General features: G+C 66.5%; 12 protein-coding genes. 10 read left to right on the top strand and 2 right to left on the bottom strand.

The features are described from left to right. The first annotated feature begins 4 nt into the window (after positions 1-4). The 8 genes from hisH to HCU64_RS00505 all read left to right on the top strand — a co-directional run bounded on the left by hisH (position 5) and on the right by HCU64_RS00505 (position 6,632). Entirely contained in the window at positions 5-658 is a 654-nt protein-coding gene (gene hisH / locus HCU64_RS00540; RefSeq protein WP_233381856.1) for an imidazole glycerol phosphate synthase subunit HisH, read from the top strand. Between the two features lie 57 nt (positions 659-715). Beyond that, a complete protein-coding gene (gene hisA, locus HCU64_RS00535; RefSeq protein ID WP_233381855.1) occupies positions 716-1,453 on the top strand; it encodes a 1-(5-phosphoribosyl)-5-[(5-phosphoribosylamino)methylideneamino]imidazole-4-carboxamide isomerase in 738 nt (245 codons plus the stop codon). Between the two features lie 20 nt (positions 1,454-1,473). Next, a complete protein-coding gene (hisF, locus tag HCU64_RS00530) occupies positions 1,474-2,250 on the top strand; it encodes an imidazole glycerol phosphate synthase subunit HisF (protein ID WP_233381854.1) in 777 nt (258 codons plus the stop codon). 109 nt (positions 2,251-2,359) lie between these two features. Next, entirely contained in the window at positions 2,360-2,683 is a 324-nt protein-coding gene (locus HCU64_RS00525; RefSeq protein WP_233381853.1) for a phosphoribosyl-ATP diphosphatase, read from the top strand. Beyond that, positions 2,680-3,693, top strand: a complete 1,014-nt coding sequence (coaA, locus tag HCU64_RS00520; protein WP_442785882.1) for a type I pantothenate kinase — start codon at positions 2,680-2,682, stop codon at positions 3,691-3,693. The genes HCU64_RS00525 and coaA overlap by 4 nt, the downstream gene beginning before the upstream one ends. A 246-nt stretch (positions 3,694-3,939) precedes the next feature. After that, complete coding sequence (locus HCU64_RS00515; protein WP_233381852.1) at positions 3,940-5,088, top strand: transglycosylase SLT domain-containing protein; 1,149 nt, start codon at positions 3,940-3,942, stop codon at positions 5,086-5,088. A gap of 198 nt (positions 5,089-5,286) precedes the next feature. Continuing rightward, on the top strand, positions 5,287-5,796 hold the full coding sequence (locus tag HCU64_RS00510) for a response regulator (protein WP_233382851.1): 510 nt from the start codon (positions 5,287-5,289) through the stop codon (positions 5,794-5,796). A gap of 173 nt (positions 5,797-5,969) precedes the next feature. Then, complete coding sequence (locus HCU64_RS00505) at positions 5,970-6,632, top strand: L,D-transpeptidase (protein WP_233381851.1); 663 nt, start codon at positions 5,970-5,972, stop codon at positions 6,630-6,632. A 71-nt stretch (positions 6,633-6,703) separates the two neighbouring features. Here the strand turns inward: HCU64_RS00505 and HCU64_RS00500 are convergent, their stop codons facing one another. Together HCU64_RS00500 and HCU64_RS00495 are read right to left on the bottom strand one after the other, a co-directional pair. Then, complete coding sequence (locus HCU64_RS00500) at positions 6,704-7,039, bottom strand: hypothetical protein (RefSeq protein ID WP_233381850.1); 336 nt, start codon at positions 7,037-7,039, stop codon at positions 6,704-6,706. A gap of 207 nt (positions 7,040-7,246) precedes the next feature. Then, positions 7,247-7,720 (bottom strand): phasin, encoded by a 474-nt coding sequence (locus HCU64_RS00495; RefSeq protein ID WP_233381849.1) that lies wholly within the window; start codon positions 7,718-7,720, stop codon positions 7,247-7,249. A 217-nt stretch (positions 7,721-7,937) separates the two neighbouring features. Between HCU64_RS00495 and HCU64_RS00490 the strand changes: the two genes are divergently transcribed. Then, a complete protein-coding gene (locus HCU64_RS00490; protein WP_233381848.1) occupies positions 7,938-10,625 on the top strand; it encodes a PAS domain-containing sensor histidine kinase in 2,688 nt (895 codons plus the stop codon). A gap of 130 nt (positions 10,626-10,755) precedes the next feature. Beyond that, the gene (acs, locus tag HCU64_RS00485) at positions 10,756-12,705 is read left to right on the top strand and encodes an acetate--CoA ligase (RefSeq protein WP_233381847.1); all 1,950 of its coding nucleotides are present in this window, start codon (positions 10,756-10,758) and stop codon (positions 12,703-12,705) included. Positions 12,706-12,774: the final 69 nt, after the last annotated feature.

The following is a 12,774-nucleotide window of genomic DNA, read 5'->3' as shown; positions in this document are numbered from 1 at the left end:
GCCCGTGACCGTAGCGATCATCGATTACGGGTCTGGCAACCTGCACTCGGCGGCCAAGGCCTTTGAGCGTGCCGCCCGCGAGGCTGGCCTCGACGGCACCCGCATCGTCGTCACCGACAGGCCGGACGATGTTGCCGTTGCCGAGCGCGTCGTGCTGCCGGGCGTCGGCGCCTATGCCGATTGCCGGCGCGGCCTCGATTCGGTGCCCGGCATGGTCGAGGCCATGACCCAGGCCGTACGTGGGCGCGGCCGGCCCTTCCTCGGCATCTGTGTCGGCATGCAGCTCATGGCGACGCGCGGGCTCGAATACGAGACCACGCAGGGTCTCGACTGGATCGCGGGCGATGTCGCGCCGATCGCCCCCTCCGACCCGTCACTCAAGATCCCGCATATGGGCTGGAACACGCTGACGGTGGACCGGCCCTCGCCCCTGCTCGACGGCATCCCGACGGGCGAGGACGGACTGCATGCCTATTTCGTGCACAGCTATGCCCTGAAGCCGGTCGACGCGGCGGATGTCGTGGCGCACAGCGAATACGGTGGCTCGGTCACCGCGATGGTGGCGCGGGACAACGTCGCCGGCACGCAGTTCCATCCCGAGAAGAGCCAGCGCCTCGGCCTCGCTCTGATCGCGAATTTTCTACGGTGGCGGCCATGATGCCCGATCGACGGGCATCGTGATCTCCATTCCTGCAATCGATAGACGAGCCGTTTCGTGATCCTCTTCCCGGCAATCGACCTCAAGGAGGGACGCTGCGTCCGCCTGGTTCAGGGCGACATGGCGCAGGCCAAGGTGTTCAACGACGACCCGGCGGCGCAGGCCTCCGAGTTCGAGCGGCAGGGCTTTTCCTGGATCCACGTGGTGGATCTCGACGGCGCCTTCGCGGGCGCGCCCAAGAATGCCGAGGCCGTCGAGGCGATCCTCGGGCGGGTCGAGGTGCCAGTTCAGCTCGGCGGCGGCATCCGCGAGATGCGCACGCTCGAAGGCTGGCTCGACAAGGGCGTGAGCCGGGTCATCATCGGCACCGCTGCCGTGCGCGATCCGGCCTTCGTCCGTGAGGCCGCACGCCGGCATCCCGGAAAGATCGCCGTCGGGATCGACGCGAAGGACGGCCGTGTCGCCGTCGAGGGCTGGGCGCAGACCTCGAGCATGACGGCCGAGGAACTCGGCCAGCGCTTCGAAGATGCCGGCGTCGCCGCGATCATCTACACGGACATCGCCCGCGACGGCATCCTGAAGGGCCTCAACATCGAGATGACGCTGGCGCTCGCCAATGCACTGACGATCCCGGTCATCGCCTCGGGGGGGCTCGCCTCGATCGAGGACATCCACCGCATCCTGCAGCCGGACTGCGCGATGCTTGCCGGCGCGATCACGGGCCGCGCGCTCTACGATGGCCGCATCGACCCGCAGGAGGCGCTCGACGCCATCCGGCAGGCTCGGCAGGCCTGAACGAGACCCGAAAGCGCGCCGTGCTCAAGACCCGCATCATTCCCTGCCTCGACGTCAAGGACGGCCGCGTCGTCAAGGGCGTGCAGTTCCTGGAACTGCGCGATGCCGGCGATCCTGTGGAATCCGCCAAGGCCTATGACGCGGCCGGTGCGGACGAACTCTGCTTCCTCGACATCGCCGCGAGCCACGAGAACCGGGGCACGCTGCTCGACGTCGTCAGCCGCACGGCCGAGGCCTGTTTCATGCCGCTGACCGTCGGAGGCGGCGTTCGTACCCTCGCGGATGTCCGCGCGCTCCTGCTGGCCGGTGCCGACAAGGTCGGGATCAACACGGCCGCAGTGAAGAACCCCGACGTCGTGGCGGCGGCCGCGGAAAAGTTCGGCGATCAGTGCATCGTCGTGGCGATCGATGCGAAGCGCGTCTCAGGACCCGGTGAGCCGTTGCGCTGGGAAATCTTCACCCATGGCGGCCGTACCCGCACGGGCATCGATGCCATCGAATTCGCTTTGGCTGTGTCCAAGCGCGGTGCCGGCGAGCTGCTCGTGACCTCGATGGACAAGGACGGCACGCGGTCGGGCTACGACATCGAGCTGACGCGCGCGATCACCGATGCGGTGACGATCCCCGTGATCGCCTCGGGTGGTGTGGGCGGTCTCGACGATCTCGTCGCGGGCGTGCGCGACGGCCATGCGAGTGCAGTTCTCGCCGCCTCGATCTTCCATTTCGGCCAGCACACGGTCGGCGAAGCCAAAGCCCACATGGCGGCGGCCGGCCTCGACATGCGTATTGACCGCTGAAGCTTCCCCCTGAACTTTCGTCCAAGTCGGCTCCCTTGACCGAAAACCTTGCCCTAGATCAGGGTCCGAAGCCGGCACGCTTTCCCGACCAAGCCGCTCCACGGACCGTATGACCTCCTTCTCCCTCCAGGATTTGGCCGATCTGGTCGATGCGCGCGCGGACGCCTCGGCGGAGACGTCCTACACGGCCAAGCTCTTGTCCGGAGGTCCGGCAAAACCGGCCAAGAAGCTCGGCGAGGAGGCGGTCGAGGCCGCGATCGCCGCCGTTCAGGGCGATCGGCCAGGCCTCGTCGGCGAGGCGGCCGACGTGCTCTACCATCTGGTGGTCTTGCTCAAGGCTGCTGGCATCCCCCTGAGCGAGGTCATGGCCGAGCTCGAGCGCAGGACGGCGCAGAGCGGGATCGCCGAGAAGGCAGCACGGAGGCATACGTGAAAGGGGCTCCGATCCCCTCCAGCGGCATCGAAGATGCCGATCGCCAGAACCCGGTGACGGGCGTGGGGCCCGCCCGGCTCTCGCCTTACCGCCTGTTCACACGTGCGGAATGGGCACAACTGCGCGCCGACACCCCGTTGACCCTCGACGTCGAGGACGTCACCCGGCTGCAGTCGCTCAACGACCCGATCTCGATCGAGGAGGTCGTCGAGATCTACCTTCCGCTCTCGCGCCTGCTCTCGCTCTACGTCGCGGCGACGCAGGGCCTCTTCAAGGCGACGCAGCGCTTCCTGATGGCCGAGCGCGAGGCGAAGGCGCCCTACATCATCGGCCTCGCGGGCTCGGTGGCGGTCGGCAAGTCGACCACGGCGCGCGTGCTCAAGGCCCTGCTGGCGCGCTGGCCGAACACCCCGAAGGTCGACCTCATCACCACCGACGGCTTCCTGCATCCCAATGCCGAACTGACGCGCATGGGCGCGATGGAGCGGAAGGGCTTCCCCGAAAGCTACGATACGGCGGCGCTCCTGCGCTTCCTCACCGACATCAAGGCCGGCAAGCAGCGCGTCGCAGCTCCGGTCTATTCGCACCTCGTCTACGACGTGGTGCCGGGCGAGGAGCAGGTCATCGAGCAGCCGGACATCCTGATCGTCGAGGGCCTGAACGTGCTGCAACCCGCACGTCTGCCGCGCGATGGCACGGCAATCCCCTTCGTCTCCGATTTCTTCGACTTCTCGATCTATCTCGACGGCCACGAGGACGACCTGCACCGCTGGTACGTCAACCGTTTCCTGCGCCTGCGACAGACGGCCTTCCGCAACCCGCTCTCGTATTTCCGGAAATACGCCGAGGCGAGCGAGGCGGAGGCACTGACCATCGCCGACGGCCTCTGGGCGACGATCAACCTGCCCAACTTGCGCGACAACATCCTGCCGACACGCCAGCGCGCGAGCCTGATTCTCGCCAAGGGCGCGAGCCACCGAATCGAGAGCGTCGCCCTGCGCCGGCTTTGAGCCGACCGGCTCTCGAAACCGCCACAAAGCGTGGCCGTTCGGCAACGCTCGTCGCTAAACCTTCGCCAGTGGTCCGCTCATCCCGCGCTAAGCGGGGCCTTGCGGCTGGCCGCGCCCGCGAATTTGCCCTGCACTGCCCCAGGTCTGCCACAAGCGCAGCCGTGTTGTCGCCACACCGGTCAAGAAAAGTTCTGGTCATCGAATCAGGCCGTGAAGAGCGGTAATCCAGGGGACAAGCGTCCGACCATGCAGGGCCGTACGAACCGTTCGCAGACGACGACCCCCGCGCGCCGCTTTGGTACTGGCGCCCGGCAGGATGTCATCGCTCTCTCGAACAAGGTTGGACGCGACCACGGCAGCCGCAAAGCGCTGATCCGTTCGGTTCTCTCGATGACGCTCGTCGCAGGCGGCCTCGGTGCCGTCCTGCTCAATGCCGGCACCGAATTCGGCCGCGCCGAGGCCTCCACCAAGGTCGGCCACGAATTCGCGATGCCCAAGCCCCGCGTGCAGGCGCTCGCCCCCGAGGCGCCCCAGCCGCAGCCGCAGGTGACGCTGACCGCCGCATCGAGCTTCGCCCCGATCCACGATCTCGACACCGAACTCGGTGGCAACAGCGTCGATCGTGTCTCCTATGACTTCCTGCTCTCGCAGACCGCCACAGGCGATCCGAACGACATCCTCGAATTCGGGCCGATGAAGATCCGGCGCCACATCGTCCAGACGATCGTCAAGGCGGCGCAGGCGGTCGAGACCGATCCCGTCCTGCTGATGGCGATCGCCGACAAGGAATCGAGCTTCATCACCGCCGTGCAGGCCAAGACCTCCTCGGCCACCGGCCTGTATCAGTTCATCGAGCGGACCTGGCTCGGCGTGATCCGCGATTTCGGCGCCAAATACGGGCTTGCCCAGGAGGCCGCGCTGGTCACGAACGACGCCAACGACAAGCCGGTGATCGTCAACCAGGCCGACCGCAACCGTGTGCTCGAACTGCGCCGCGATCCCTACCTTTCGGCCCTCATGGCTGGCGAGATGCTGAAGCGCGACTCCGCGCGCATCGCCCAGACCATCGGTCGCGACCTGTCGCTCGGCGAGATCTACCTCGCCCACTTCCTCGGCCCGAACGACGCCGAGAGCTTCCTCTCCAAGGTCGTCGACAAGCCGGATGCGGCCGCCGCCGCGCTTCTGCCCGGCCCGGCCCGCGCCAACCGCTCGATCTTCTTCGCCGCCCATGCCGGCCGCACCGGCCGCGGACGCCACGCCAAGAAGGTGCCGAGCCTCTCCGTCGCCCAGGTCCACGAGAAGTTCGAGGCGATGATGAGTGCCCGCGGCGACCGCTATCGCGACGTGACGTCGATGGCCGGCGTGATGGCCTACGCGGATGCAGCGGGCCAATAGTTCCGTCTGCTTTCGGACAATGAAAAGCTCCTTCGGACGCAACTGACGAGCAGTTGGGGGCATTCCCATCTACGTCTCCGCTCATTCAGCGGTTGCGAGATGAAAGGAAAGCGCGTGCAGAAGCCGAACCCAACGATGCTCGATGGATCGAGCCCGAAGGCCGGCCGCAGTCACACGCTCGATCCGCTTCTGCCCGGCATGCCGCTCGACCAGATCGGCCAGGCGCTCGCCTCAGCCTACGACGCGCTCGTCTCGGAAGGGATTCCCGAACACCTCGCCGCCCTCGTCCGGCAGGTGAAGCACGCCGACCTCGACGCTCCACCCAAATGCGGCCGGATGGCCCTCGTGGTGGAGGACGATCCGGACGTGCGCGGCCTGGCGGAAACGCTTCTCGACGAGACCGAACTGTCGGTTGTCGGTTGCGACAGTGCCGAGAAGGCTCTCAACGTCCTGCGCGAGGCCGGTGGAGACATCGCGCTGGTCTTTGCCGACATCAGCCTCGCGGGCCAGATGGATGGCATCCAACTCGCCAATGCCGTCGCGACCCTGTGGCCGAAGACACGGCTCGTCATCACCTCGGGTGTGGCGCCGGAACGCCGGACCGAGATCCCTGACCGGGCGGTCTTCATCCCCAAGCCCTGGCGCGCGCTCGACGTGCTCGTCGAGGCCGGCCGCGCCACCCGGCTGCCACCCCCGGCCGTCGCCTGACGAAGCCTCGTCAGCCCGAACGCCGATCAAGTCGAACGCATCGTTGAAGACTGGCGTTAAGCCTCGTTTGGATGCGCACGGCGTTATGCACAAAATCGTCGAACAAGCGTGGAACCGCGTGGCCACGGTCACGCTTGTACAGTCAAGATAAATGCACAGGTAGGCTTCCTCTCATGAAGACTCTGGCTACCGCGCTCGCTGGCGTCATCGGCGTCTGTGTTCTCGCGACCGCTCCTGCGATGTCTGCGCCCTACGACCCGTTCGGGACGAATGACGCTGACGATTACTATTCCGGTCAGACTTACGGTCGCTCCGGAGCCCAGCAATATGATCCGTATGGCGGCCAGTACGGCGGTGGCCAGGGCGTCCAGGCCGCGCCGCAGGCCCAGGTCGCCCCGATCCCGCGCGAGATGGTGAGGTTCGACTCGCGCTACCCGGTCGGGACGATCGTGGTGTCGACCTCCGAGCGCCGTCTCTACTTCGTGACCTCGCCCGGCGAAGCCATCCGCTACGGCGTCGGCGTCGGCCGTCCCGGCTTCGAGTGGTCGGGCGTGAAGAAGGTCGTCGCCAAGAAGGAATGGCCGTCATGGGTGCCGCCGAAGGCGATGCTGGCCCGTCGTCCCGATCTGCCGCGCTACATGGCCGGCGGCGTCGAGAACCCGCTCGGTGCCCGCGCCATGTATATCGGAGGCACCGAATATCGCATCCACGGCTCCAACGAGCCGGATACGATTGGCCAAGCTGTTTCCTCGGGCTGCATCCGTATGACGAACGACGACGTCACCGATCTCTACGAGCGCGTCAGAGTCGGCGCCAAGGTCGTCGTCCTGAACTGATCGTTCCGACCGCGAACGAAAAGAAGCCCGCCCTGGTTCGACCGGGGCGGGCTTCTTCGTTGGTCCGGCGATTAGGGGACGACGCGGCCGGCGACGGTGTCGCCTCCGCTCAGCGGCGCCGTCGGCGTGTCGCAGAAGCAGCGGGCGCCGAGCGGGCGGGGGCCGGGGAGCGGGCACGAGAACGGCTTCGGCCCGAACATACCCGGCTGGATCGCATCGCAGTTCAGGCCAACGTCACGGCGCGGCGGCGGCGGACGACGGCGCTCGTAGCGGGACTCGTAGCCGCCGCGGGGCGGAGGCGGCGCGTCGTAGTAGCCTTCATCGTCGTACTGCGCGCGGGCGCCTTGAGAGCCGAGCGCACCGAGGAGAACCGCGGCCGCGATGCTGAGACGAAGGGCAGGGCGCATGGAGGTCGATCTCTCTCGATGGCGTGAGGCCGCGCCGAACGCCGACACGGGATGCGCCTCGCTAAAAGTCTGGATCGGCCGAAAAAAGGCGGCGCATCGTCGAAGCGGACGGTCGCATCGCCCTGAAAAAACGGCTCGCCCGTGAGGGCGAGCCGGTTGGGTGGTCCTGAGTCGGCCGCTCGTTGAAGCGCGGCCGTGATCGGATGATCAGGCGGTCGGCTTCTTGGCAGCGCCCTTAGCGGCGGCCGTACCTTGCTCGAAAGCCTGGCGAGCCTCGTTCTGGCCCTGCTGAACGGCGCTCTTGGCGTTCTCGGCGCCCTGCTGGAGCGCGCTCTGCGCGAGGCCACCGAACTCCTTGGCCTGAGCCTGGATGTTGGCGAATTGCGAGCGCACGAACTCGGCCTGATGCTGCATCGCTTCCTGCACATCCTTGGCGCGCACGAGCTTCTGGGCCAGGTCGAACGCAGCGTTCACGTTCTGCTCGGCGAACTCGAAGGAGCGCGAGGACAAAGTGGTGGTGTTGGTGCGAGCCAGTTCTGCGGAACCCTGCACGGTGTCGGCCGTGCGGCGCGCGGCGCCGAGGAACGAATCGAACGCCTTGCGCGCCTGGTCGACGCTCTTCTCGGCGAAGTCGCGCATCTCGGCAGGCACTTCGTAATTGGGATTCTGGCTGCTGCTCATGTTCGTTTCCTTTCCAATTGCCCACGAATTCATCATTGTGCATTGCACAATAACATATATTTCATGCGGCGCCAGCCCCCGGTGCGGCGGCAGGCCGCGTATTAGGGTTAAGCGTTGATTAACGTGTGTCAGATCGCCTTCATGTCTATGACGGCGCTACGCAAAGTTTCAGACTGCAGTCCGATTTCCCCTCACGTGGCGCACGACTAGGCTTTTGATGTCCGACCGCGCAAAGCAGGCCGATGGCGGCGAAGCGACGCTTGCCGCCGACTTCGCGCGCTGGTCCGCCGATGCCCGGCTGGCCCCCATTTTCGCGGCGCGTGAGCGCGCGGTTCTCGTTCTCGATCGAGCCGCCGAAAGCGTGATCGGTGCCCATGGCGACGCTGCGGCTTTGCGCGGCGCGATCACGCGCGAGGCCAACCGCGTCGATCCCGGGCTGAGGCTTCCGCATCAAATCCGATCCGTCGGCGCGTCGGATACGGGCCCGCGCCTCGTTCGACTTCGCCTCGATACGCGAGGCCTGGGGCGGCCGGTCACGTGCTTGATCGCGTCGGTCACGAGCGAGACGAACGGTCCCCTGCTGCTTCTCGCATCCACCGAGGCAGTGCCGGCACGTCGCAGTACCGGCGAGCGCCCGACGATCGAGGTGGCGCCGTCTCCGGTCGTTGCTTCGGAACCGGAAGCTCCAGCGTCGGCTTCGAAGCGGTTCGTCTGGCGCAGCGACGAACATCACGTTGTCACGGATCTTTCAGGCGCCTCATCCGAGATCGCCGCGCATCTCCTCGGCCACGGCTGGACAAAGCTCGGCGAAGCCGGAACCGTCCTCGGGGCTAGCCTGTTCGAGGCGCTGACGGCCCATCGGACCTTCCGAGCGCTTTCCGTCATCCTCCGTCCGCCAGGGACCGATCGCGAGATCGCAATCGACCTGTCCGGAACGCCATCCGGACGCGCATCGCAGCCGTTTTCCGGTTTTTCGGGGTTCGGTGTCGTGCGCGAGGCGCGGTCCTCGCTGGCCGAAGCGGCCCCGCTGCAGGAGGGAACCGCGGGGGATATGATCGCGGGCGAACTGGCGCTGCCACCCTCCGTCGACGGCCGAGACGAGGCTCTGGCGTGTCCGGCCGCCGACGAGGCGCAAACAGGACCATCGGCGCCGCTGACCGCTGAATATCCCGCCCCGGACGTGGCGGATGCCGTTGCCACGGCCGACGCGCCCAGCGATCACACCGATGCAGCCGTGCTTTCCGCCGCGGCTGAGGAGATCAGTGAGGATCGCGCGCCGGCGCAGAAGAATTCGGATCTTTCGACGAACGAGCACGCGGCATTTCGCGAGATCGCGCGCGCGCTCGGCGCGCGCTTCGCGGGCGACGACGACGCCTCGCCAACCGAGCCGCCACAAGGCTCGGGGCGCAGCGGCTCGGTTACGGCCTTCCCAGTCGCTGCACCGCCGAGTGCGATCTCATCCATCGATGAGGCAATCGTCGCCGCGCTCGATCGGCTGCCGGTCGGCGTTCTGGTGCATCGCGGAACCGCGATCCTTTACGCGAATGGCAGGTTCCTCGATCTCACCGGACATCCGGACCGTGATGCGCTGCAGGCCGCCGAGGGCGTTGGCAAACTTCTCGGCGAGTTGCCGCCTTTGAAGGATGGCATCCTCCCCGACACGCCGGTCTCGATGACGAGGGCGGGCGGTCTGCCGCTGTCGCTGCTCGTCGAGCGCTCGCGGGTCGATTGGGATGGCAGCTCGGCCGAATTGTTGCTGGCCCGCGTCGCAGCTCAGGCCGACAGCGCCCGCGAACACATCGCGCGCGGCCTGCTGCAAGCGCGCGACGCGGCACGCGAGCGCGACGCTCAGGATCTCCTTGACCAGATCGAGTTGGGCGTAGCCTCGCTCGACGAGAGCGGCCGTGTCCTCCGATTGAATGCCGGCGCGCGCAGCATGCTGTCGAGCGAGCCGCGCGAAGTCGTCGGCGGCCGACTCGCGGATTTGTTCACGGGCGACAGCGAGCCGGCCATCGCCGCGTGCCTGGACGAGGCGCGAGAGTCCGGCACCGGAGCAACCTGCGAAGCGACCGCACGTACGGACCCGCAGAATGGCGTCCTTCACCTGCGCGTCGCTCCGCTTCCAGCGGAGAGCAACGCCCGGTTCTGTGTGACCTTGAGCAAGCCACCCTCGCCAGGGTCGAGCACACTGCGCGTCGGACCGGAGGCGCGCTTCCGGGCAGACTTCGCCGCGATCCTATCGCATCAGATCCGTGCGCCGATCGTCCAGATTGCCGACCGCACCGAGATCCTTCTCTCCGAGAGTATCGGACCGCTCGGGAGCGGGCGCGGAAACGACTATCTTCAGGAGATCTACCAATCCAGCCAGCATGTCGTCGGTGTGATCGACGACCTTTTCGATCTCTCACGCATCGAGGCAGGGCAGGGCGGACTGAAATTCACCGACATCGCACTCAATGACGTGGTGTCGGGCTGCATCGCCCTGATGCAGCCGCAGGCGGCGCGCGACCGCATCGTCGTGAGGACGAGCCTTTCGCCCGATCTCCGGCCGCTCGTCGCCGATGAGCGCTCCATGCGTCAGGCCACTCTCAACGTCATCGCCAACGCCATCCGCCTGACCGAGGCCGGCGGCCAGGTGATCGTCTCGACGACCGACGAGCGCGGCGAGATCGCTTTCCGGGTCCGCGATACCGGCATCGGTATGACGCAGGAGGAGATCGAGCGGGCGCTGATGGCGCAGGGCGTTGGCGACATTGCGGGCGGACGCGCCGGGATGGGGCTCGGGCTGACGGTGACCAAGGCGCTGGTGGAGGCAAATCGCGGGCGTTTCCGGATCTCCAGCCGCAAGAACGAGGGCACACTCGTCGAGATGCTGTTTCCGCCGCCGCAAGCGCTCAGCGCCTGAAAGTCACCTCGCATTCTAGACTTTTTGGTGCTTGTCCCGGCGTTTTGGCGGTGCAACTAGTTAGTGACTGGAAGTCCCGGCTGCGCGAACCTTCGCGATACGATCGGGCGCCTCGAAGGGAAGAAACGGCATGACTGAACGCGTGGTCGACGTCCAAGACGCGTGGCGTGAGCATGGGCTCGTGGACGACGCAAAGTACCAGGAGATGTACAAGGCTTCGGTTGCCGACCCGAACAAGTTCTGGGCCGAGCACGGCAAGCGCATCGACTGGTCGACGCCCTTCACAAAGGTCAAAGATACCAGTTTCGCTCCCGGCAACATCTCGATCAAATGGTTCGAGGACGGCAAGACCAACGTCTCCCATAACTGCGTCGACCGGCACCTCCAGAAGCGCGGCGACCAGGTTGCGATCATCTGGGAAGGCGACGACCCGAACGAGCAGAAGCACATCACCTACAAGCAGTTGCACGGCGAGGTCTGTCGCTGGGCGAACGTGCTGAAGAACCGCGGCGTCGAGAAGGGCTCGCGGGTCATCCTCTATCTACCGATGGTGCCGGAAGCGGCCTACGCGATGCTCGCCTGCGCGCGCCTCGGCGCGATCCATGCCATCGTCTTCGGCGGCTTCTCACCGGATTCGCTGGCCCAGCGCATCAAGGGCTGCGAGGCCAAGGTCGTGATCACGGCCGACGAGGGCCTGCGCGGCGGCCGCAAGGTGCCGCTCAAGGCGAATGTCGACGAGGCGATCAAGCGGCTCGACGACGCCTCGGTGGATCACGTCATCGTCGTGCGCCGCACCGGCGGCAACGTGGAAATGGAGGCCGGCCGCGACGTCTACTACGACGAGGCCGCCAAGCAGGTGACGGACGATTGCCCGGCGGTTGCCGTCGAGGCGGAGCATCCGCTCTTCATCCTCTACACCTCCGGTTCGACCGGCCAGCCGAAGGGCGTGGTGCACACCACCGGCGGCTACCTCGTCTATGCGTCGATGACGCACAAATACGTCTTCGATTATCACGACGGCGACATCTACTGGTGCACCGCCGACGTCGGCTGGGTCACCGGCCACAGCTACATCGTCTACGGCCCGCTCGCGAACGGCGCGACGACGCTAATGTTCGAGGGCATCCCGACCTATCCGTCGAATTCCCGCTTCTGGGAGGTGGTCGACAAGCACAAGGTCAACATCTTCTACACCGCACCGACCGCGATCCGCTCGTTGATGGGTGGTGGCGAGGAGCCGGTGAAGAAGACTTCGCGCAAGAGCCTGCGCGTGCTCGGCTCCGTCGGCGAGCCGATCAATCCGGAAGCCTGGGAGTGGTACTACAAGGTGGTGGGCGACGAGCGCTGCTCGATCGTCGACACCTGGTGGCAGACCGAGACCGGCGGCATCCTGATCACGCCGCTGCCGGGCGCGACGAAGCTCAAGCCCGGCTCGGCGACGCGTCCGTTCTTCGGCGTGCAGCCGGTGATGGTCGATGCCGAGGGCAAGCAACTCGAGGGCAAATGCGAGGGCAACCTCTGCATCGCCGACTCGTGGCCGGGCCAGATGCGCACGGTCTACGGCGACCACGAGCGCTTCGAGCAGACCTACTTCTCGACCTACAAGAACCTCTATTTCACCGGCGACGGCGCACGCCGCGACGAGGACGGCTATTACTGGATCACCGGCCGCGTCGACGACGTCATCAACGTCTCGGGCCACCGCATGGGCACGGCCGAGGTCGAATCCTCGCTGGTGGCGCATGCCAAGGTCGCCGAGGCGGCGGTCGTCGGCTACCCGCACAACGTCAAGGGCCAGGGCATCTACGCCTACGTCACCCTCAACGAGGGTGAGGAGGGCGACGATGCGCTGCGCAAGGAGCTCGTCGCCTGGGTCCGCAAGGACATCGGCCCGATCGCCTCGCCGGACCTGATCCAGTTCGCCCCGGGCCTGCCCAAGACCCGCTCCGGCAAGATCATGCGCCGCATCCTGCGCAAGATCGCCGAGGACGATTTCGGATCGCTCGGCGATACCTCGACGCTGGCGGAGCCCGCCGTCGTCGACGACCTCATCGAGAACCGCCAGAACCGGCCGAAATAACAATAACCCGGACTGAACAGCACGGGCGCCCGATGCGGGCGCCCGACGTCTCGTGCCGAAGGCGAGACA

The sequence above is a fragment of the Methylobacterium sp. C25 genome (genome assembly GCF_021352225.1).
Classification (GTDB): domain Bacteria; phylum Pseudomonadota; class Alphaproteobacteria; order Rhizobiales; family Beijerinckiaceae; genus Methylobacterium.
This window is presented reverse-complemented; position numbering and strand designations above follow the sequence as displayed.